General features: G+C 43.8%; 18 protein-coding genes. All 18 read right to left on the bottom strand.

From position 1 onward, the window contains the following. Positions 1-6: 6 nt before the first annotated feature. The 18 genes from DXB39_RS00535 to DXB39_RS00450 all read right to left on the bottom strand — a co-directional run bounded on the left by DXB39_RS00535 (position 7) and on the right by DXB39_RS00450 (position 23,625). A complete protein-coding gene (locus DXB39_RS00535; protein WP_147343708.1) occupies positions 7-2,223 on the bottom strand; it encodes a hypothetical protein in 2,217 nt (738 codons plus the stop codon). Between the two features lie 12 nt (positions 2,224-2,235). Next, positions 2,236-3,339: a type II secretion system protein gene (locus DXB39_RS00530; protein ID WP_117841985.1), complete on the bottom strand. Its 1,104-nt coding sequence runs from the start codon at positions 3,337-3,339 to the stop codon at positions 2,236-2,238. A gap of 55 nt (positions 3,340-3,394) precedes the next feature. Further along, positions 3,395-4,162 carry a hypothetical protein gene (locus DXB39_RS00525; protein WP_117841986.1) on the bottom strand — a complete coding sequence of 256 codons (768 nt, stop codon included), beginning with the start codon at positions 4,160-4,162 and terminating at the stop codon, positions 3,395-3,397. Beyond that, positions 4,155-5,858: a pilus assembly protein PilM gene (locus DXB39_RS00520; RefSeq protein WP_117841987.1), complete on the bottom strand. Its 1,704-nt coding sequence runs from the start codon at positions 5,856-5,858 to the stop codon at positions 4,155-4,157. The genes DXB39_RS00525 and DXB39_RS00520 overlap by 8 nt, the downstream gene beginning before the upstream one ends. Before the next feature lie 77 nt (positions 5,859-5,935). After that, complete coding sequence (locus DXB39_RS00515; RefSeq protein WP_330416538.1) at positions 5,936-6,694, bottom strand: prepilin peptidase; 759 nt, start codon at positions 6,692-6,694, stop codon at positions 5,936-5,938. 31 nt (positions 6,695-6,725) lie between these two features. After that, positions 6,726-7,190 (bottom strand): type II secretion system protein, encoded by a 465-nt coding sequence (locus DXB39_RS00510; RefSeq protein WP_022244032.1) that lies wholly within the window; start codon positions 7,188-7,190, stop codon positions 6,726-6,728. 77 nt (positions 7,191-7,267) lie between these two features. Continuing rightward, complete coding sequence (locus tag DXB39_RS00505; RefSeq protein WP_117841988.1) at positions 7,268-8,482, bottom strand: type II secretion system F family protein; 1,215 nt, start codon at positions 8,480-8,482, stop codon at positions 7,268-7,270. Between the two features lie 118 nt (positions 8,483-8,600). Then, on the bottom strand, positions 8,601-9,659 hold the full coding sequence (locus DXB39_RS00500) for a type IV pilus twitching motility protein PilT (RefSeq protein ID WP_117841989.1): 1,059 nt from the start codon (positions 9,657-9,659) through the stop codon (positions 8,601-8,603). A 20-nt stretch (positions 9,660-9,679) separates the two neighbouring features. Continuing rightward, on the bottom strand, positions 9,680-11,374 hold the full coding sequence (locus tag DXB39_RS00495) for a GspE/PulE family protein (protein WP_117841990.1): 1,695 nt from the start codon (positions 11,372-11,374) through the stop codon (positions 9,680-9,682). A 223-nt stretch (positions 11,375-11,597) separates the two neighbouring features. Then, positions 11,598-13,292 carry a nucleoside kinase gene (locus DXB39_RS00490; protein WP_117841991.1) on the bottom strand — a complete coding sequence of 565 codons (1,695 nt, stop codon included), beginning with the start codon at positions 13,290-13,292 and terminating at the stop codon, positions 11,598-11,600. Positions 13,293-13,320: 28 nt separating this feature from the next. After that, complete coding sequence (locus DXB39_RS00485; protein ID WP_117841992.1) at positions 13,321-14,106, bottom strand: Nif3-like dinuclear metal center hexameric protein; 786 nt, start codon at positions 14,104-14,106, stop codon at positions 13,321-13,323. Beyond that, positions 14,103-14,897, bottom strand: coding sequence for a tRNA (adenine(22)-N(1))-methyltransferase (locus tag DXB39_RS00480; RefSeq protein WP_117841993.1), 795 nt, complete (start codon positions 14,895-14,897; stop codon positions 14,103-14,105). Before DXB39_RS00480 ends, DXB39_RS00485 begins: the two co-directional genes overlap by 4 nt. Before the next feature lie 3 nt (positions 14,898-14,900). Further along, positions 14,901-16,013 carry an RNA polymerase sigma factor RpoD gene (rpoD, locus tag DXB39_RS00475; RefSeq protein ID WP_117842067.1) on the bottom strand — a complete coding sequence of 371 codons (1,113 nt, stop codon included), beginning with the start codon at positions 16,011-16,013 and terminating at the stop codon, positions 14,901-14,903. A gap of 136 nt (positions 16,014-16,149) precedes the next feature. Then, complete coding sequence (gene dnaG / locus DXB39_RS00470) at positions 16,150-17,931, bottom strand: DNA primase (protein ID WP_117841994.1); 1,782 nt, start codon at positions 17,929-17,931, stop codon at positions 16,150-16,152. Positions 17,932-17,934: 3 nt separating this feature from the next. Beyond that, positions 17,935-18,942 (bottom strand): deoxyguanosinetriphosphate triphosphohydrolase, encoded by a 1,008-nt coding sequence (locus DXB39_RS00465; RefSeq protein ID WP_117841995.1) that lies wholly within the window; start codon positions 18,940-18,942, stop codon positions 17,935-17,937. 159 nt (positions 18,943-19,101) lie between these two features. Beyond that, positions 19,102-20,280, bottom strand: coding sequence for an aldo/keto reductase (locus tag DXB39_RS00460; protein WP_117841996.1), 1,179 nt, complete (start codon positions 20,278-20,280; stop codon positions 19,102-19,104). A gap of 631 nt (positions 20,281-20,911) precedes the next feature. Beyond that, complete coding sequence (locus tag DXB39_RS00455) at positions 20,912-23,050, bottom strand: beta-propeller domain-containing protein (RefSeq protein WP_117841997.1); 2,139 nt, start codon at positions 23,048-23,050, stop codon at positions 20,912-20,914. Between the two features lie 65 nt (positions 23,051-23,115). Next, positions 23,116-23,625: an RNA polymerase sigma factor gene (locus DXB39_RS00450; RefSeq protein WP_117841998.1), complete on the bottom strand. Its 510-nt coding sequence runs from the start codon at positions 23,623-23,625 to the stop codon at positions 23,116-23,118. Positions 23,626-23,720: the final 95 nt, after the last annotated feature.

The raw sequence follows: 23,720 nt of genomic DNA, 5'->3' as shown, positions 1-23,720 counted from the left end.
TTATCTTTACTCCTTTGACCAGTTCTGATAGGTTACAAGCTTCGTTACATCCACGGCATCCTCTCCGGTATATGCCTTTCCAATACTGCCTACATAGTACTGGCTGTTCTTCAATACCTGTGACAGAATATAGGTATCTGACCCCTTCTTATATTCGGCATTCTGAATGACTCTGGCAGCATCCTGCATATCAGATGACACTGTTGAACTGCTGCTTCCCGGCATGCCAAAGGTCACCTGGCCACCACTTAAAATTGTGCCGGAGTAATCTGCTGTAACCTTCACATCTCCGGTTGCAATGATAAGCGGTACATTCTTTCCACCCAGAAATGAAGCATCCACCTCCAATGCTGATGCACCTTCATTATCTGTTACGTATGCCACCTGCCGGACTCCATCCCCATCGGTAAATTCAAATTCTACTGCTCCGGATGTGCCGGTAATTTTTTTCAGTCCGTCTACATCCACCAGATTTTCAAACACAGTGGCTGCTTTCTGCTCCGTTGTAAGCCTCTCATAATCCTTTGTCAGTGAAATATTATAAGAAGCATACATATCCTGCCAGCCGCTCTGCAGTCCGGCATAATAACCATCCTCGTAAATATCGTCTAATCCATTACTTATGGTTGTCGGCTCAATGGTTCGGATTCCTTTTGTATCCCAGACAAGAATGCTTCCGTTGGTAATCTTCTCCACAGTGCTGCTCTCCCGGATAGATAATTCTGCGTCATCCACATAAAGAGACAGGTACTGCTGCCTTGTGGCTGCATGGTCTGCATCATTGTAGTATGCAAGGTCAAATGCCGCAGCTTCCTTTGCATTCTCGAATTTTAAGAAATAATAAACCAGACCATCTTTATATAATGGTGTGATATCCAAAGCATGATAATTTTTTAACACTTCATAATTAATATATTTTTCCGGAGCTGCTGCAAAATCACTCTTTGCCATAAAATCTTCCGCTACCGTTGTGGGATTGGTAGTATTTATAAGAAAACAGTCTGCCGGTGCAAGATATGCCGTCTGGCTGCTCTTTACAGCCAGGGATTCTCCCATCATGGCATTGCCGCTTCCGATATAGGCATTTCCTGCTAACATCAATGTCTTTAATCCATTCATGCGGATACTTGCCTTGCCACTGTCTGCAATTCCATTGATAATCATGGCACTGCTGTATGCCGCCTTATTGGCATTGACTTCTTCTGTAACTACAGATGCCGCTGCCTTGGCAGTCTCCGGATTACCGTAGCCATAATATTCTCCACGCAAGGTAACATCACCGCTTCCGGTAATCGTCAAATCATCCGATACATATGTACTGCCGGATAAGGACAGGGCTGCGTTGCTGTAAACATTGAGATTATCTGCCCATATCGTAGCTTTGGTATCTGTTGTAAAAGAGCCTTGGTTTTCTACCGTAAGTCCACCTCTGGTAATCAGCGTCTTGCGCAGTCCAAGCATTACACTTCCACTGTTATCAATGTGGAATCCATTCCGGTCACTGCTGCTCCCGGTATAATAATCGCCTGCGTATACATTGCCATTCATGGTAAGTGTGCGGTTTCCATTGTTTACCCAGACACCTTCATCTGCTACCACACAGTAATTCAGCAAATCCGGTACTGATGTTGACTGGATAAAGTTTACCTGTGGATAGCTTAATACAAGATCTGTATCTACAACTGACTCATAAGCATCTGCATCCTTATAAGAAAGCTCCAGATTCATAATCACAAGACCGGACTGTGTTACCACAAAATCTGCATCTTTGCCATCCTGTGTTGTAAGTCTGGCTCCGGTACCGGTTGCTGCTTCATAACGGTGGGACGCACCGATATAATTCTCAAGATAGCCGATATCATAATGGGTATCATCCATGGTCTGCCCGATTTTCTTCTTTAACTCCTTCCGGTACAATTCCCGGAAGGTGCTCTGGCGCACAGCATCCTGATAACTGCTGGCAGAATATTGTGACATAACAGAAAGATATGCCGTGGTTGCTGCATCTGCTACATCCTGCTGCAGACCGGTACGTATCTCATCCATTGCTGCTTCTGCATCATAGAAATTATCCGCAGACTTCTTATATACTGACTTCATCTGTATATTCATCAGAGAAAGAGACAGTACTATAACCACCAGTATGCTTACCAGTGCCACTGTTCCAATGACCATGACCAGTGACATTCCTCGATTGTCCCGTGATTTCTTCCATCTGTTCATTGTTTTCCCGCCTTACTTCATTGCCGTTCCTGTTAAGGTAATTGATTTTTCCGAATCTACCGGTTTAACGGTTACTTCTACTGTATAAAGTCTGGCTGCATCTGCCTTTGCAGCCTCGCCCATCTTCTGAAAACCAAAGGCGCTTTTAGCTGTAGCTGCTGTAATACTGCTTCCATTTCGTTCTATACTACCGATGTCTGTCTTATCATCTACAGAAAGATTTGTATGAATCTGTGTTGCTGCCACTGTTGATGGAGCACTTTCTATAATACTGACTGCAAGTGGTGTATCCTGCGAGCCCTGACGGATAAGATATACATCAACCGGAATATCCTGTCTGTTTTCGATTACCACCTTCTCCTGCGTTCTGTACATATCACCGGCTGTTCGAAGTGCCGGAATATAGCACACATAAAGACTTCTGAGATCTGCTCCGGTCAGCACCGAATCAAATATGGTCAGGGTCTGGGGTGTTCCGATTGTATTTCCGGAAGCATCACTGTATGTTACCGTCTGGGTAACGGTATATCTGCCGTGATTTTCCTTTACTGCAAAGCGATATTCCGTTCTGCATGCATTCAGCAGTTCTTCCGCCTTCATGCCCAGCGAATCCGCATTTTCATCTATTATGTCAAATCTTGCATTCTTGTCCTCTACATAAACAGCATCCCGGCTGTCATCCATAACAGAAATCTCCGGGATACCCTGTGCATTATATGCTTTTTCATCCGTACCATCCAGATAGGTCTCCTGCGATGGTGTCATTACTGCCTTAACATCATATGCCCTGCCATCAAAGCTGTAATTGCTATACTCAGCCTCATAAACCGGAAGCTCCACACCATCTATCGTAACCGTGTCTCCCGATTTCACACCATAGCCTTCAACACCTGCTGCTTTTATTTCTTCCATAATATTTTCAGCCAGCGTAGTCGCATTTAAATTCTGTCTTGCCCTGGCATTGGTCTGGGCAGATGTTACAAATGCTTTCAGCAAAGGAACTGCACACAGTACGAGAATCGCTACGGCAATCAGAATTTCCACTAATGAAAATCCCCGGTTATTTAAATTACGTTTTAATTTATGTTTTAACTTTCTGCTATTATAACCGCTCATACTGTCTCTGCTCCTTTCTGCTTTTCACATTTTCTTCTATACTGTCCGGCTTTTCTTACCGCCTGGTATCCGTTCCTGTGGTACCTGCTGTTCCTGTAGTACCTGTTGTTCCTGTGGTATCTTCCGTACCTGCGGCATCCGATGGAGCTGACGGAGTAATCGTTCCCGTTCCAAAAATATTATCTGTTCCTAAGGATACCCCATCAATAGTTAATGGTTCATATGGTTTCTCACTTCCGTAAAGATAATACATATTTACCGTCATGTTTCCTTTCAGTTTTCCGGTTTCTTCATCCGGACCGAAGCTTGCTGTATCCACAGACATCTTGAAATTATTCTTCTTTAATCCACGCAGGCAGTTCTTAAGCTGTGTATAATCACAGTCACAGTCAAGATTTACCACGGTACGATATAACAATTTACCATCATCTGCCGGATTGCTTCCATCTTCATTCATTTCATAAACCATTTCGTCTGACTGAAGACCTACACCGGTAACATGAAAGCCATACTCTTTTTCAAGGCTTCTGGCAAACATAATCTTATCCTCCGAACGGATCTCTGATGGAATTGCATCCATTACCTCCTGCATTTCCTGTGTCATGGAATCTGTATATGCCTTATAAGTCTCCTCGTTCTGCTTCATGGTCTGCATAACCTTTACTTCTCCACGCACCTCATCTACCTGGCTCTTTAAATTTTTATTTGCCTTCTGGACATTCAGATATCCAAACTGGTAGATTAAGAAAAATAATACTATGCCGCCTAATACAAATATCAGTTTTAATTCCCTGTCGTTTACTTTCTTATTTTCCTTATTCATTGTCTGCCTCCCCACTTTCGGTACTGCCTTCCATATCCGGATAAATATACTGGTCACCATTCATATAGGTCTCGACATCTTCTTCCGGTGTGGTCTCGGTATCAATGGAATCATCTGCTGTACCATTTACATAGGTACACATCACTGAAAATGTTACCGTAATTTTACCGTTCTCATCTGTGGATTCTGTAATTCCGTTGGTCGTTACACTGCGGAAAGCATCGAAGGTTGCAAGATTCTGCAAAATCTTTGCTGCTTCTTCCTTTGTAGATACTTCAATGTCCATGGAAATTCCCTCTCCATTACTGGTAAGGCTTGTTACCTTTACACCGGATGGGAATTTTTCTTCCATTTCTTCAATGGCATCTGCCAGTGCATCACTGACTGTCTCTGTCTTGCCATTCATTTTTGTCACATCATCATACTGGCTCTTGGTATCCACATATGCATTATAAATATCCTGTATATATTCCAGTTCATCCTTCTGCTTATTCAGAGTATTCAGTTCGTGGGATAATGCAATCCTCTGTACTCCGGATAATGCCAGCAATATCACAGCACATGCCACGCAAAGCAGACCAATCAGCTTTGCCGCAAGCAATTCGCGTTTTTTCTTCTCTTCTATAATCTTTGCAGTCTGTGCCGAACCAAACACAAAGTCTAATGGCTGTATTGCTGCTCCATAGCAGGCTTCATACATGGCATCAAATCTGCCTCCGGATGTACGGAAACCGTTTAAAACATCTTTTTCCTGTAAATGTACCGGAAGATTCAATTCCATGGACATCAGCCTGTCCAGTCCCTTGATATAAGCTCCGTTACCAATCAGGAAACACTCTTTTACTTCTGCCCCATTATTTCTGGACTGATAATAATCTAATACACGCCGGATATTGCCAATCATCGGACGCAGTGCTTCTACCGCTTCTGCCCGCATGGCATTCATGGCATCTTCCGGTGCCGCCTGGTTTGTATCCAGACAGTCTGTCTGCTGTAATATATCCATCGCTGCCGGATACTGTTCCTTCGGGAAAAGACCGGAATCCACTACAACCTTCTCTACTTCTTCAAAGCCATAAAATACTGTTCTTTGTAATACAACCATTCCCTGATTGATAATCGTAATCATGGTTGCATTATTGTCTAATTTTACAGAACAGCAGATATTATTTCCTACCGCTTTATGTATCATCTGGAAAATACTGTTTCCCACATAATCAAGTGCTGTAAGTTCCAGGGAGCAGAAATCTGCCAGCTCTTCATAAGACTGTACCAGATCTCCCGGCACAGCAAATACATATAATTTTCTCTTCTTTACCGTGTCCTGCTGTACCACACCTTCATTCCGGTATACCAGCTGGTACCGGGATAAATCTACCGGGAAGAAATCTGCTGAATTTGTATTCAGGAAATCCTTGATACGGTTTTCTTTTATCATCGGAATCAGCACTTCACGGCTTGCTATCTTACCGGAATTAACTACGAATAAAGTTTTCCGTGTCTTAATCTTATTTGCATCCAGAAGCTTATGTAAGGCTGTGCGGAATTCCTCACTCTTACGCACACCGGCTTCTCCAATTACACCTACCGGAGTCTGAAAGCTAAAGCTTCGATATACTTTCGGATTCTTCACCCGGTAATCCATCTCCAATACATGGGTTACATCAACACCTATTTCTATACTTAATATCTTCATCCTTCACTCACCTTTCGTGATTATAACTGGAAAGCATACCTATGCTTCATACACTTTCCACTTATAATCACTCTTTTCTACATAAAAAGTCCCAGATACCAGTCTATCATCCCATTCCCCCACAGGGCGGCAATAAATATCCCGACCGATAAGTATGGACCCAGCGCCAGCATTCTGCCGGCACCACATGCCTTCATCCGGAACAGATGCACCACAGAGCCCGCAATACATCCCATCACAAATGCAAGAATAATCAACTTCCATCCGAGAAGCAGCCCGGCAGCCGCCATCAACTTGATGTCTCCACCACCGATTGCTGCTCCTCTGGTAAGAAGTGATAATAACAGCAAGAACAAGCTCACTGCAAAGAAACCAATCATCAAGGTTCCTCTGTCCCCTTTCCCAAATACGCACCGGATAACCCCCAGTACAAACAGGAACACATTGATTCCAAAAGGAATCTCATAGGTGCGGTAATCTATCACACTAAGTACGATTAACGCAGAAGTCATAAGGCAGTATAAAATACTGTCCCAGCTAAAATCTGTTGCATAAAATACAACTACATAAAGGATTCCATTGAGTGCTTCGACGATAGGGTACTGCTTTGACAGCTTCGAACCACAGTAACGGCATTTTCCCTTTAAGAAAAGATAACTGAACAGCGGCACTAAATCATACCATTTCAACCGGTGCCCGCAGCTCATACAGTGGGAACTCTCCCGGACGATATCTTCTTTCTGCGGTATCCGGTAGATACAGACATTTAAGAAGCTTCCGATGACGATTCCATATATGAAAATAAATACTGTAATGAGTGCAGGCATTGGTGTCATGGTATGTAGTGTCCTTTCTTAACTCAGTGGATTATTTTTTCCACTTATCTGCATCTTTACCTTCGATGGATGGAGATATCTTGGTATCGGTAGTAGCACTATATGCTGAACCATCCGAGCTTTCTGGTGCAAGATATACAGCAACCGTACCCTTGTCATCACAGCTATACATAAATTTATAGGTGGAATCTACTTTACATGTAGGTGCTGCTTTTCCCATATCTAATGCCTCTGCAACATCTTTGTCTACTATATGCTTGTTTCCATCATAAGTCATACCTGTTGGTGCATTCCCCTGAGAATCTGCGTACTGAGCTGCTACTGCATTGTAGATGTTCTCTGCCTGCTGGATATCTCCGGATACTTTGGAGCTGCTGATGTACTTAACAAACTGAGGAATTAAGATTCCTGCTAAGATTGCCATGATGGCAATAACGATGATTAACTCAACTAATGAAAAGCCTTTGTTGTTCTTTCTGTTTCTAATCTTGTTCATAATGCTATTCTCCTTCTTGTATAAATATAAATATTTTATCTTAAAATTCCGCCCCTATTACGGAATCTTAATTCGTTTTACATGTTGCCGAGCTGGTTGTACATAGAAAGCATCGGCGCATATATTGCTGCAATCAGAATGACTACGATAATTGCCATTACTACGATAATCATTGGTTCCATTGCCGCCATAACCGTCTGGGTAGTCATCTCAACCTCTTCATCATAATAATCGGCCAGCTTGTCTAACATGCCCTCAATATCACCGGTTTCCTCGCCGATAGAAAGCATGTGGATTACCATAGGCGGAAACAGTCCGCCCTTCCGCAGCGGTTCTGATAACGGAACACCCTTTGCCACTTCCTCTCTTGCTGACTGCAATTGCAGCTGGAAGTGACGGTTCTTCATCAGCTTGGTGACTGCATCAATTCCATGAATCAATGGAATTCCTGCATACATTAAAGTACTTAATGTACGGGCAAACTGTGAAGAATATGTCTTTATGTTTAACTTACCAAACATTGGAAGCTTCATGGCTATTTTGCCAAAGAACAGCTTTCCGCTCTCTGTCTTGCGCCATTCCCGGATACCAAGCGCAATCAGCAGGATTCCTCCCACGAAAAGATACCAGAATTTTGTAATTACATGGCTCATGCTCATCATTGCCCGGGTGATGCCCGGCAGCTGCATGCCTGCCTGCTCAAAGGTTGCTGCATATCCCGGTATTACCTTTACTACCATCAGAATGACGATTAATACTGCCACAATCAGCAGTACTACCGGATAAGCCAGTGATTTTTTCATTAAGCCGGACAGTTTTGCCGTCTTATCAAACTGCACTGCCATACGGCTGAAGGAAAGCTCGATATTACCGGAGGTCTCTCCTGCCGCCACCATATTCACTAGCATTTCCGGGAAAATCTCTCCCTGATGTCCCATGGCTTCGGATAGTGTCTGTCCTTTCTCCACTTCGGTACGCACTTCATGAAGTGCAGCGGAAAGTCTCTTGTTTTCCGTCTGTTCCTCTAACATTCCAAGGGCATCAATTACCGTAACCCCGGCTTCTATCATACTGACAAACTGCCGGCAGAACACGCTTAAATCCCTTGGTTTTACTTTCCGCCCAAAGCTTAATTTAATATCCTTTTCCAACATTCCGACTTCCTTTATGGATATTAAAGTAAGTCCGTTTTTCTTAAGCCGGGCTGCTGCCTTGTCCTGATTTTCTGCATCAATGGTTGCCTTCTTCTCTTTTCCCATGGCATCCACTGCTATATATGAATAACTGGGCACCTTCTCATCCCCCTTACAGTATATTTATCGGTTAAATTTCAAATTTGTTAACCATTTTTCTCATTCTACGGTATCCACGGAAGCTGCTGTTAACAGTTCCCTGCAGATGCTCCGCAGTTTAGAATAGCGTTACCTTCTGCTGCATAACTGCCGGCTCCTGTGCGAAGCTTACGGCATCTTCTGCGGATATCTTATTCTGCATATAAAGGTCATAAATGGCATCATCCATTGCCTGCATGCCAAGCTTCTTGCTGGTCTGTATCATAGACTGTATCTGGAAGCTCTTTCCTTCACGTATCAGGTTACGGATTGCCGGAGTGGCAAGCATGACCTCGTAAGCCGCCACACGTCCGCCGCCTTCCTTTGGAAGAAGCTGCTGGGCGATAATTCCTTCAATAACACCTGACAGCTGTATCCTGGTCTGCTGCTGCTGATGCGGTGGAAACACGTCAATGACACGGTCAATGGTTGCTGCTGCACTGTTGGTATGCAGGGTTGAAAATACCAGATGTCCGGTTTCTGCCGCCGTAATCGCAATACTGATTGTTTCTAGGTCACGCATCTCCCCCACCAGAATTACATCCGGGTCTTCACGCAATGCGGCGCGAAGTGCTGACGCATAACTCTTACTGTCGTAACCGATTTCCCTCTGCAATACAATTGACTTGCTGTGAGGATGCAAATACTCAATCGGGTCTTCCAGTGTAATAATTGTCTTAGCATATGTTTCAGAAATAATATGTATCAAAGACGCCAGTGTGGTAGATTTACCACTTCCGGTCGGTCCTGTTACCAATACCAGCCCACGCTTGCGGTTGGTCAGGTCAACCACAGATGGTGGAATACCAAGCCGCTTTGCTTCCGGTATCTCAAACGAGAGTATACGGAGTGCTACCGCATAAGTACCTCTCTGACGGAACACATTAAAACGCACCCTGTGAAAGCCTGCGATAGAATACGCAAAATCCAGTTCTCCATTTTCCTTCAGCTCTGCCTTCTGCTCTTCCGTCAACAGCGGTTCTATCATTTCTTCTATTTCAAATGGTTTTATCTTCTCATCTGATGCAGGAACCAGTTCTCCATCAATCCGGAACATCACCGGGCTTCCCGGTGCAAGATGGATATCGGATGCCCCTTTTTCATTTCCTTCCCGCAAAAACATTTCTATTCTGTTCATTGTAAAATCCCCAGTTCTCCTTAATCCTCAGCAGATACTCCCACCAGCTCTGACACAGAAGTAATTCCTTCTAAAACTTTACGTCTGGCTCCCGCTGCAAGAGTTTCCATTCCATTTTCTACTGCCAGATGTTTGATTTCGGCAGTGGAAGCATCTTTTGCTATAGCGTCTTTCATTTCCGTGCTGATTTCCATCATCTCATAGACACCGATTCTGCCCTTATATCCTGTATTGGCACACATCGGGCAGCCCTTTGCTTCAAAAATCATCGTCTCATCCAAATCATCCAGATTCAGAAGCTTGCGTTCGTATTCTGTCGGCTTATGCGGCTGTTTACAGTTCGGACAGAGTCTCCGCACCAGACGCTGGGCAATTACACCAATTACGGAATCCGCAAGGAGGTATCCCTCTACGCCCATATTTAACATTCGGGTAATGGTTCCTGCCGCACTGTTGGTATGCAGGGTACTTACTACCAGATGTCCAGTAATAGAAGCCTGTACCGCAATCTCTGCAGTTTCTTCGTCTCGGATCTCTCCAATCATGATAATATCCGGATCCTGTCGCAGGATTGAACGCAGTGCAGATGCAAAGGTCATATCCGCTTTGGCATTTACCTGTACCTGATTGACGCCGTCCAGATTCGCCTCTACCGGGTCTTCTACTGTGATAATATTAATATCCTCTGTATTCAGTTCAGAAAGTGCTGTGTAAAGCGTCGTTGATTTACCACTTCCGGTTGGTCCTGTTACCAAAAGGATTCCATTCGGATGCTTTAACATACGATCAAAGCTTTCCAGCTCCCCCGGGGTAAATCCAAGTTCCCTCTTATCCTTGGTCAGTGCTTTCTTCTGTGCAAGACGAAGTACACACTTCTCTCCATAAACCGTTGGCAGGATTGATACACGGATATCATATTCCACACGATCTACCACAAGGGTAATTCGTCCATCCTGTGGTTTTCTTTTTTCTGATATATCCATGCCGCCAATAATCTTGATACGTGCTGTAATTGCATTCAGAAGCCGGATGTCGTAGCTCGCCTTCTCATATAACACACCATCAATCCTGTAGCGGATTCTTACACGGCTTTCCAATGCTTCTATATGTATATCACTGGCACGCTGTCTTGCTGCCTGCTCAATCATGGCATTTACCAGAAGGACAATCGGGGAATTTGCAATATCTTCATCATTCTCCTTCTCCTGTTCCCTCTGCTCTTCCTGCCGGCGCTCCAGTGCATATGCCTCAGCCACCTTCCTTGCTTCACTGCTTCCATAGAAACGGTCAAGGGTAAGCATAATATCATGGGTTGTGGCAATTACCGGTGCGACCTGCAGATTAGTAATAATAGAAAAATCATCAATTCCACGCATATCCATCGGGTCGGCCATTGCCACACGGACTTCATTCATATTATTCGGTGAAAAGCCAATTGGTACCATGACATATTTTCTCAGAACTGCCACGTCCACCAGCTTTAGCACATTTTCTTCTATCTGTATTCCACTAAGCGAGACTATTTCCAGTCCAAGCTGGCTTGACAGTGCCTTGGCAATATCCGTCTCATTGGTATAACCCAGCTCTACCAGAACCTCACCCAGCCGCTTTGTAGTCCCCTTTTTCTTCTCTAATGCATCTGAGAGCTGCTCATCTGTAATAATCTGTTCCTCAATCAGCATATCCCCCAGACGTTTCTTCTGTCTGCTTTCCATTCTCTGCCACTCTCCAAATCATTCTTCACATATCATGATGTGACAAAAATCATCATTATTTTATTATAGCCATTCTTTATATGCTTTTCAACAAAATTTCTATTTTTATTCGCTTTTTTTCGTAATTTTTGTCTATTTTTTTGTGTTTTTAAGTAAAATTCAGGGATAGACAAATGTCTCTTTTGTACAAGAAACACGGTCTATCCCTCATATAGCTTCTATATCAGACATTAAAACAGCTTCCACCGATAAACTCACGGATAATCGAATTGTTATTGATATTATCTGCCGGTACCGGAAGGAAATAATCTAAGAACTTCAGCAGCCGCTTCGCTTCAAGATACTCCGGGCAGTCCCGTTCAATTGCAAACAGCAATGGCTCTGCATACTGTTTTAGCACAGCAAGTTCATAAATTAAGGCTGAATTAAACATTACATCAGCACCTTCCTGAAATGGGAAGATATTTTTTTCTTCTCCCCGCCTTACCGAATCCCACATGGCTATGGTCTCCCTTGCTGATGTAGCCCTGGTTCTTGCGTCCCTTACGATTCTCCGGATCAGTCTGCCATCTGTCGTCGGCAGGCAGTTATGTTCATCAATATCCAGCTGGGTCAGCGCACTGATATAAATACGGAATTTGCTTTCCTGCGGCAGAGAGAAGGAAAGCCTGTCATTCAGTCCATGGATGCCTTCAATAACAAGTACATCTTCCTCTCCAAGCTGCATCATTCTTCCTTTTGCTTCCCGCTTTCCGGTTTTAAAATTAAATACCGGCAGTTCCGTTGCATCTCCGTTTAAAAGACTTGTCATATCATTGTTAAAACGGTCAATATCCAATGCCTCCAGGCATTCGAAATCCAGTTTTCCATCTGCATCTTTCGGTGTCTTATCCCGGTCTACATAAAAATCATCCAGCGGAACCGGATGCGGTTTCATGCCATGGGCGGCAAGCTGTATGGACAGCCTGTGGGAAAACGTTGTCTTCCCGGAAGAGGACGGACCTGCTATCATAATGAATTTCTTATGATGTCCTTCTTTAATCTGCTCTGCCAGCTGTCCTATTTTCTGTTCCATCAGGGCTTCCTGTATCAGAATAATTTCCTGTATTCTGCCTGCAGAAACTGCATCATTCAAAGCTCCTATGGTTCCTACTCCCATGGTATGTCCCCACTCTGACGCTTCTTCCAGTGTCAGGTACAGTTTATCCGATGGAACAAAAACATCCACCGTCCTGGTATCTTTTCCCGGAAAGAGCAGCATAAAACCTTCTTTATACAATGTCAGGTCAAAATATTTCAGATAACCGGTAGACGGCACCATATATCCATAGAAATAATCTTTGTAATGATCCAGCTCATAGATATTGACCCTTGAGTTTCTCCGGTAGCGGAACAGTCTTTCTTTATCGGTCATTCCCAGTCTCCGGAAGAGTTCTACTGCATCTGCCGTCGGCAGACTGTGCTTTTCAATCGGAAAATCGGCTTCTACCAGACGCTGCATCTCCTGCTTTAAATCCCTTAACATCTGTTCATCGACAGCTACCCATTCTGCCTGCTCTGATGTTCCGTTCTTTTCCTCATTCCGCTTCAGTTCGCAATAATATCCCTGGGCAATGGAATGCATGATGCGGACCGTAATCTTTTCTTCCCCATAAAGATTATGCACTGCCTTCTGCATCAGTAGCGCCGTACTTCTCCGGTATGCTTTCCTTCCATCCTTGTCTGCTGTTGTAATAAAGGTAAGATTTCCCGATTCTACCTTCTCACGCAGCTCCCGCAGGCGGTTGTTCACCAGCACCAGGACAATATCATCAGGAAACTGTTTCTGATATTCCTTGGCAAGCTGCTTGTATGTGGTTTCCGGCACATACTCCCTTACATTTCCATGAATATTAATTCTACATTTAATTTCTTCCATAGTAGTCCCCCATTTCTTTGATTACTATTTATACAATATAGGAAAACGGAGATTGTAACTTCTGGCTGTATATGTTCAGTTCCGGTAATTTTTCCTTGAAATATTCTGCCATATAGGTTACAAAAATATGCTCCAATCCATAATGTCCTGCATCTAAGATACTTAAGCCTCTGGCCGCTGCGTCGATTCCCGTATGGTGGTCAATATCTCCCGTTATCAACACCTGGGCACCCTTTGCAATCGCTTCATCCACTTCACTCTTTCCGGAGCCGGGGCAAATTGCTGCACGCTGTACCATGCGGCTGGTATCACCAAATACTTTTACCGCTTCTGTCTGAAACCGGCTTTTTACAATCCTGCCGCAATCCCCTAGACTTATCTCCTCTGGCAGCATTCCCACTTTGCCGATACCACAGGATTTTCCCTGCCACTCCCCGGTTACTTCCAATGGTTCTGTCTCCATTAGTTCCAGGTAATCTGCTGCAAGGTCCGCCATGACGCAGATATCAAAATTCGTATGCATCGCACAGTAAACCATATCCTGCTGTGCCAGTCCATAAATTCTTCTGCCGATAAAATCACTGGTAAGAACATTTTTGATTCCACCAAAGATTAACGGATGATGCGTCAGTATCATATCAGCCTTAAGTTCTTTTGCTTCCGCAATTACTTCATCGGTTGCATCCACCGCCAGATAGATACTGTTTATCTCTTTCTCCCATCTGCAGACCTGAAATCCCGGATTATCCCATTCACAGGCCATTGCTACAGGAGCAAGTGTCTCTAATATTTCCCGTATCTGTTCACACTTCATATATTTTCTCCCATGATACGCTCTGCTTCTTCTATCATTGCAAGTTTCTCTTCCAGTTCTTTCTGCCGTTCAAAGCGTCTTGTACTGCCATCTTCTTTCTGCTGCAATTCATCCTGTTGCGTTGCAGATTGTTGCAGCAATTCTGGTTTCTGCAATACAGTTTGCTCCGGCATAAGCTTCTGGATTTCAAGTTTCTTTAAGATTTCCGAGAACTGCTGTCTCTGTTTTATTAAATATTGTTTTAATATTTCGTTTTTCGTCTGTAATAAATATCCACCATAACGAAAAGCAACATCCGTCAACGGTGCTGCTTTTCCCGGTACACATCTTAACATCACGTAATATTTGCCTTCTTCTTCCACCATATCTTCTTCTTCAATGTGAAAGCCTTCCGCATAAATATAACGGCGTACCTCTTCTATTTCAGACTGTGGCTGTAACACAAGATTGTTCATCTTCTTCCAGACTTCCGGATGTTCTGTAAGAATCCGTTTCGTCAACGCTCCACCCATTCCGGCGATTACCACACCATCGGCTTCGGATGGAGCCAACGCTGTAAGTCCATCGGACAATCTGGTTTCTATGTAATCTTCTAAATGAACTTCCCGGATATGCTCCTCTGCCCGAAGAAGCGGACCCCGGTTCACATCCATTGCAATGGCATGCCCAATACGTTCTGACTGGATCAGATAAATCGGAACATAACCATGGTCACATCCTACATCTGCAAGGCAGATGGTATTCTGAACCAATGCTGCAACTGCCTGCATTCTTTTTGAAAGTTTATTCATATATTACTCCAGATAGTCCTTTAATTTGCGGCTTCTGCTTGGATGACGCAGTTTACGGAGTGCCTTTGCTTCAATCTGACGGATACGCTCCCTGGTTACATTGAATTCTTTTCCAACTTCTTCCAGTGTACGGGCACGTCCATCTTCCAGGCCAAAACGAAGGGTTAATACCTTCTGCTCCCGCTCGGTCAGTGTTCCAAGCACTTCCTCTAACTGCTCTTTCAACAGGGTAAATGCTGCTGCATCAGCAGGTACCGGTACATTATCATCCTGAATGAAGTCTCCTAAATGGGAATCTTCCTCTTCACCGATTGGAGTCTCTAAAGAAACCGGCTCCTGGGAAATCTTTAAGATTTCACGTACACGGTCTACCGGCATATTCATTTCTTCTGCAATCTCTTCCGGGGTCGGTTCACGTCCCAACTCCTGCAGCAACTGTCTGGAAACGCGAATCAGCTTGTTGATGGTCTCAACCATATGAACCGGGATACGGATGGTTCTTGCCTGGTCTGCAATGGCTCTTGTGATTGCCTGACGAATCCACCATGTTGCATAGGTGGAGAACTTATAGCCTTTCCGGTAATCGAATTTCTCAACAGCTTTAATCAGACCTAAGTTACCTTCCTGAATCAGGTCTAAGAATAACATGCCACGTCCTACATAACGTTTTGCAATACTTACCACCAGACGGAGGTTGGCTTCTGCCAGACGTTTCTTTGCTTCCTGGTCTCCTAATTCCATCCTCTTTGCCAGTTCGATTTCTTCCTCTGCACTTAAAAGAGGTACTTTACCGATTTCCTTTAAATACATACGAACCGGGTCCTCAATGGATACGCCGTCCGGTACCGATAAATCAATCTTTTCTACCTCTACCTCGTCTTCGTCATCTAAGATGATATCGTCATCGATATCGTCATCATCCATGATTCGAAGCACATCAATGTTATTGGTCTCAAGGAAGTCTAGGATTTTCTCAAACTCATCTGCATCCAGTTCCATGTCCTTGAAGAACTCGCTGATTTCCTGATACTCAAGGCTGTTCTTTTTCTTCTTTGCCAGTGCAAGGAGTTCCTGGAGTTTTTCCTGCAATTTTGCTTTTTTCTCCTCAATGCTCATCTTTTCGTCTTTTGCTGCCGGAGCACTTTTTGCAGCTTTTGTTGTCTTTTTCGTAGTCTTTTCCATCTTTTCATCCATTTTCTTGTTCATCCTCTCATGATTCGTCATATAAACGGGACTAAATAGTATTTTGTCCTCAATCTATAGAAATATGCATTTTCTCCATATTCTGCAAGGTTCTCTTATCTGCCACAATCTGTTGCAAGCCCTGCATATCCGTAGGTTCTAAGTGCGCCGAACGATAGGAGATGCTGTTATCCTTCACCCGCAGAATCGTCTCTTTTAACGCCTTATCCCGCTCTGCAGCAGAATCCACTTCATGAATTCTCGCATGGAAGAGCTCTGCAACTTCCCGCTGTTCCTCTTCTTCTGCAAATAAACTGATAATCTGTGCCGGATTGACAGTACCCGACTTCTTCTGCTCGTAGAGAAGCTCTGCCACCTTACGGAAAATGTCTTCCGTAAAATCTTCCGGTGTAATGATATCTTTGATTTTATCGTACAGATTATCATATTCTATGAGCCAGGTCAAAAGCAATTTCTGGGACTGCTTCATGCCGTCCTCTTTCTTATGCTTCTTCTCATTCAGCCCACTCTTAAGCGGTGTCCGCTCTTTTACAAGTCCTCCCTGGGTGCCCAGCTGGTTTACCAGATTTCGGAGTGCTTCAAAGCTCATATGATATTTATCCGCCACAGCTTCCATATAATTGTTCCGTTCCAGTTCCGTGGTAAAATCAAGCAGTTTCTTTGCCACTTCTGTCTGGAATGCGGTCTTTCCTTCCGGGTCCTTCATATCATATTTCTGCTCTAAAATCCTGATTTCAAACATAAAGCTGTTTTCTGCCGCATCAATCCGCTTCTGGTATTCTTCCGCTCCAAGTGCCTTGATGAATTCATCCGGGTCTTTGTACGGCTTCATGTTGATGACTTTGGCTGTCAGCCCTACTTCTTTTAAAATCGGGATTGCACGAAGTGCCGCCTTAATTCCGGCACCGTCGCTGTCAAAGGTAAGATAAACCTCCTTCGTATATCGTTTCAGCAGACTGGCATGTCCACTGGTAAACGCGGTTCCTAAGGATGCCACTGCATTGTCAAAGCCTGCCTGATGCAGCGCAATTACATCCATATAGCCTTCACATAAGAGCATCTGCGGTTTCTTGGTCTGTCTTGCAAAATTCAATGCATACAGATTCCGGCTCTTATCAAAGATTTTGGTCTCCGGCGAATTCAGATACTTCGGTTCGCCATCCCCCATGACTCGTCCACCAAATCCGATTACTTTATTATGCACATCCATAATCGGAAACATGGCACGATTCCAGAATTTATCATGTCCGCCCCGGACTTCGTCAATGGACACAAGACCGGATTCCTTTAAGATTGCATCATCATATCCAAGCTTTCTTAAATAGCGGTACAAATCATCACTGTATTTATCCGAATAGCCAAGCCCAAACTTCTGCATGGTGGCATCCGATAATTCTCTCTTTTTAAAATATTCATACGCCTGTTTTCCGTGTCCACTCCGCAGCAGCATATAATAATATTTGCCGGCTGCCTTGTTAATCTCTAACAGAATCTGGCGTTTGTCTGCTTCTTTCTTTGCCTGGGCACTCATTTCCTGCTTCGGCAGTTCGATTCCGGCACGCTCTGCCAATGCCTCCATCGCTTCCGGGAATGAAAAGTTCTCATACTGCATCAGAAAGGTAAATACATTTCCGCCTGCTCCGCATCCAAAGCAGTAATACATCTGCTTATTCGGTGATACGGAAAAAGAACCGGTCTTTTCATTATGGAAGGGGCACAGTCCAAAATACGTGCTGCCTTTTTTTGTCAACCGTACATATCCGGAAATCACATCTACAATATCATTTCTGGAACGTACTTCTTCTATTAATTCATCTGAATAATATGCCATTCCTTAATTCACCTGCCAAGCCTTCGGTACAAAATATTCTGAGAATTTGGCAATTGCATACTGGTCGGTCATTCCTGCGATATAATCACATACTACCCGTTCTTCCTCCTCGCCTTCCGCAATCATATCGGTATACTGCGCCGGCATTGTCATCGGATGTTCCATATAATATGTAAACAGTTTGCTGAGTAATCCTTCTGCCTTTGTCTCTTCTCCTTTGGCAATGGGATTGGTATATACGCTTACAAACATGAACTTCCGTAAATCCTGCATTGCCTGGAAAATTTCATCGGACATAATGATATCCGGCTTATCCATGCTGTTGGTTATAATATCATGAATCAGTGTATCCAGCCGGTCTGCCGAATTCTTTCCCAATACCTTCCGTATCTCAATTGGAATATCTTCTTCCACCATTATCTTTCCACGCACCGCATCATCGATATCATGATGAATATAGGCGATTTTATCGGAGAAACGGACGATTTTGCCTTCCAGTGTATGCGGCATCGTACTGGTCTGATGATTTAAAATGCCATCCCGCACTTCCCAGGTCAGGTTCAGTCCCTGTCCGCCTTTTTCCAATTTCTCTACGATACGTACGCTCTGTTTATTATGTTTAAAACCACCGGAGCAAAGTTCATTTAACACCCGCTCTCCGGCATGACCAAATGGCGTATGTCCCAAATCATGCCCTAATGCAATGGCTTCCACCAGATCTTCATTCAGCCGCAGTGCCTTTGCAATGGTTCTGGCATTCTGTGATACCTCTAAGGTATGCGACATACGGGTACGATAATGGTCACCCTTCGGTGTTAAGAACACCTGCGTCTTATTCTTCAGACGGCGGAATGCCTTACAGTGGAGAATACGGTCTCTGTCTCTCTGGTATACGGGACGTATATCACAAGGTGCCTCCGGATAATCCCGTCCTTTGGAATTCTCGCTTAATGCTGCATAAGGGCTTAACATCTCATGCTCCATGCGCTCCATCCGTTCCCGAATTGTCATATCCTTATCTTCTCCCTTCCTGTCACATCACCATTTCATGATGTAAATGCACTGCCATCATCTTTACCATTATGAGGACGTCATTCGACCTCTGCTATTATAATTCTGTGTCCACCTTCAAATTTCCTTTATTTTTTACAAAATTTCATAATATTTTTTCTAATACTTTCCAATGCGCTTCGAAATCGCCCTTGCTACCTTATAAACCGGATTCTCCATCTTCTTTGCCACCTGTTTTAATTCCTGTCGGATGGCAATGGACTGCGGGCAGTGTTTCTCACATTTTCCGCACTGACGGCATTTTGAAGCATTGGTCGGATTTGTCTTTAAAGTGGTACACATAATATATGCCTTCATACCGGAATAAAAGCTGTCGGTATAGCGTGTATTATATGCTGCAAAACAGGTCGGAATATCTACTCCATGAGGGCATGGCATACAGTAGCCGCAGCCGGTACATGGCACTTTCATATGCTGATTAATTGACTTCTTCACTTTTTCAAAAATTTCCAGTTCTTCTTCTGTCAGTGCATTTGCTGTGGCATCTGATGCTATCCGCACATTTTCTTCTACCTGTGCAATATCATTCATTCCGGAAAGTACCACAGTTACTTCCGGATGATTCCATATCCAGCGGAGTCCCCATTCTGCCGGGGAACGATGTGGTTCTGCGGATGCAAATATGGCTCTGGCATCCTTTGGCAGTGCGTTGACCAGTCTGCCTCCCCGCAGCGGTTCCATGATAATCACCGGAATTCCCTTTGCTGCTGCATATTTTAAGCCTTCTGTTCCTGCCTGGGTATGCTCATCCATATAGTTATACTGTATCTGGCAGAAATCCCAGTCATAAGCATCTATAATCTTCTTAAACTGATTTGCTCCTCCATGGAAAGAAAAACCGATATTTCCAATCTGTCCTGATTGTTTCTTCTCTGCAATCCAGTCCTGTATACCAAGTTCTGTAAGACGCTCCCATGCTGCAATATCATTTAACATATGCATCAGATAATATTCCACATGATCCGTCTGAAGGCGTTCTAACTGCTCCTTAAAATACCGTTCCATATCCCCTTCTGCTTTTATGTAATAATGCGGCAGTTTGGTCGCAATCTTCACTTTATCCCGATAGCCTTTTGCCAAAAATTTTCCCAGACAGGCTTCACTTCCACCGTAAGTATATGCGGTATCAAAATAATTGACCCCGGCTTCCACTGCCGCTGCCATCTCCCGCTCTGCCTTTTCCTGGTCGATTGCGGTTCCCTTCTTAGAATAACGCAGGCAGCCATAGCCTAAGATGGACAGCTGGTCTTTGTTTCCCGGATTTTCTCTATATTGCATGTTTATTCTCCCTTGCACTTGTTGTTATGGCTGCTGCGAAATGCTTAATGATAAATATACGCATTCATCCTAAGACGCAAATATTTGCTTTATACTACAGAATGTTGTAATTCTAATGACACGTGTGTGTCTTTGTTTATGAGCGTCTGTCTTCCCAATGTTTGACAAGATACTGCCTTCTGTTCGCCTGTAGGCGAATACATTTGTGCAGACTGTTAGGGGCTCTTAGAATTTTGGCAAAACCCGGCAACGCTGGTACAAGGATGTACCAGCGAGGTGCAGAGGAACATGGATGTGACTTTGCACCGTTTGCCATATATAAAATAGCTTTTTCAAAATTCTTAGAGCCCCTTGCAGCTGGAGCAGTATTCGCTACAGGCGTACAAAAGGCGTATCCAGTCAAAGCAGCGGTAAGACATCCTCACATCAGACACACACGCATCCTAAGAATTACAATACATTCTGTATCAATCATCAAATATTCGTGTCTTAGGATTGATTGCCATCTTTTTTATCATTTCTCCAGTTCGCAGTCACCGATTCTGCATAAGTTGCCGGGTGATGATATTTTCATACCACCACCCGGCACATATACTGTCATTATAAAGCTATCGGGAAAGTTTTGCAAGAATCACTCCCGCTCCTTTATCTTTTTAAATCCATCGGCCATGTCATAGGATGTAATGTTATCATTAATCCAGAGGTAAAATACATTGCCACTATACATTCCACGGACATTCTCGTAATTGGCTCCGTTAATACCCGGAATTTCTGCCTGTTTCTTAAAGGCTCCGTTTTCATAGGAATATATCTGATAGGTCTGTTTTATTCCGCTGCCGCTATAATCCTCACAAACCAGACCGATTAAATTCTTATCCTTTGAAATGATGACACTCTTATAATCATATAATGCTTCGCTATAATCTACATCCTTTAATACCAGCTTTGCCTCTTCGGTTACTTCTCCCGGATTTTCTATATTAAACATGGAAATCTTAATGTTTTCTATATTTCCGGTCTTCTCATCAGATTCGTAGCCGATTCCCAGTAAGTGTGTATCATCCCAGAAATGCAGATATTCGGAGAAGCCGGTCACCTTGAGTTCGCCGATAATTTCCGGTTTTGCCGAGTCTGATAAATCCACGGTAAACAGCGGGTCAGTATTCCGGTAGGTTACAAAGTAACCAGTGTTTCCCATAAAACGGGCAGCATAGATTTCTTCTCCCGGTGCAATGCCCGTCAACTGTCCGGTTAATTTCAAGTTCTCATCCAGAATATAAAGTGCATTCACCTCATCCTCTGTACTATAATCGGTGGTCAATACCCTGAGATATCCATCACTGGCATTGATTGCAAAGGTATCTCTGACATAACCCCTTACTGCCGTTGCCGCCACACCACTGATTCTGCCCTCATCCAGTGCAAATTTTGCAATATTGGTAATCATTGCCCCATCATAATCTTCCTCATATAAATACAGGGCATCTTTGCTGATATAAGTCTGGGCACATCCAGAGATTACAAGCTTACTGTCCAGCACTTTATCCGGCTTATTTACATCCAGTGAAGAAACCAGTATACCACTTTCTCCTGATGACTCCGGCAGATAAATTTCACCGGCGGCAACCTTTTCTCCATTTACCTTCGGAATCACTGAGGTATATTCCTTTTCTACATATCCCACCACATCGGATGTCATATGATACTGTGTAAAAAGATAGACTACATCTCCGATTTTCCGGGAAGTATTATAATAACCATCCTGGATTAATCTTCCTTCAAATTCCGGATTCCTGCGGTCTACGATACTGTATACCTGAATCTGTGTGGTGCTTTTTCCATTCATTTTATAGCAGAATGCACTGTCTTCAGAAGCATCTGATACAGCAATTTCTTCATCTGAGCTTTCTTTATCTGAGTTTTCCTTATCAGAGCCAGCTTTGCTGCTTTCGCCCAAGGATGTCTCATAGCCCTGCACAACCAGAATCAGCTGGTCTCCATCCACATAAATTTCCATCACCCGGTCTGCTGCGCCACAGTCTTTCGGGAGAAATCGTGTTACTTCTTCTAATTTTCCATCCCGGATATCCGTTATAACAATGTATTTATCCTCTACCGTATAAATGTAACTGCCATCAATTTTAGCAATATCACTCTCGTCTACACCTTCCATCTGCAGATTTGTCGTAGAATAATCTTTTCCGCCTTCCTTGCTGCTCTCCAGCAAATCGGCATCGGCACTTCCGTACTTAGCTTCATCACTGTAGTAATATTCGTCACTGCCGGAATTCATTGCTCCCGATGCAGCTTCGCTTGTCTCCGCACTTGTTTCCAGATCTTCTATCCAATTCTGCTGATACCCCTTAAGAAGGGTCTGATATACCTCCTTATAATCCGATGCAGGATGATACATTGTTCCAAGAGCTGCCACATCCACATACCCTGTTTCATCTGCTTCTCCCACAGTCTGCTGCGTATCTGTCATTGCTACGGAATCCGTCTGCCCTGTACCGGAATTCTTATCGAAACGGGTCACTGTTATATAAATTCCGCTGCATACTACCAGTGCCAGCACTGCCACCATACTTCCAAGTCTGCGCCATGGAATTATTTTCTTCGATTTTTTCGGTTCCAAGTGCTGATTTTCCTGCTGCTGTTTTGCTTTCTGTTCCTGTAATTGTTTTTCTATCTGTTCCGGTTTCAGAGTCTCTGGTATTTCTATCTCTTCCGCCGCTTTTCTTAACTGGGTTAAAATCTCCTGTTCATTCATACCGGCACCTCCATCTCATCTGAATTTTCTGTTGTTTTTCAGACTTTTTGCATATCTTCCGTTTCTCACTTCCAATATTTCTCCACCATTTTCTTTATTCCCCGGCTCTCTTTTGAGCGGACGGTATTTTCGTTAAGGTCTAACAGTTTTCCGATTTCCTTGCTGCTATACCCACAGAATAAATGCATGGCGATAATCATTCGTTCCTCGGAAGGCAGCTCAAAGAACAGGCTCCGGACTGCTGCATGCTCATCCATTCCGGATTTTCCCAGATGCTCTAAAAGCTCCGGTGTCAGCTCTTCCGGACGGGTCGCATACTCTTTTAATTTACGTTTGCACTTATTACTTAAAATACGGAATATCCACGCCCGGAACGCTTCTGTCTTTCGAAGCTCCCCGATTTGTGCAAATGCATCTGTCACGGTATCGCTGACCACATCCTGTGCATCCTGCGGATGCTTCAGCACATATAACGCAAAGCGATACAAGTCCTGATAAACGCCTTCATATAATTGTGCAAATGCACCAGTATCCCCACTTTGTGCCCTGCGCACCAGCTGCAGTTCCTGCTCCATATGCTCACCCTATACCTTCCTATGTCCTTTCCTTTGACCGGTCTCATATATATAGTGTCGCTGAATTCCATTCTGTTGCATATATTTTTAAATTT

Source organism: Roseburia sp. OM03-7AC (assembly GCF_003462625.1).
GTDB classification, from domain to species: domain Bacteria; phylum Bacillota; class Clostridia; order Lachnospirales; family Lachnospiraceae; genus Roseburia_C; species Roseburia_C amylophila.
This window is presented reverse-complemented; position numbering and strand designations above follow the sequence as displayed.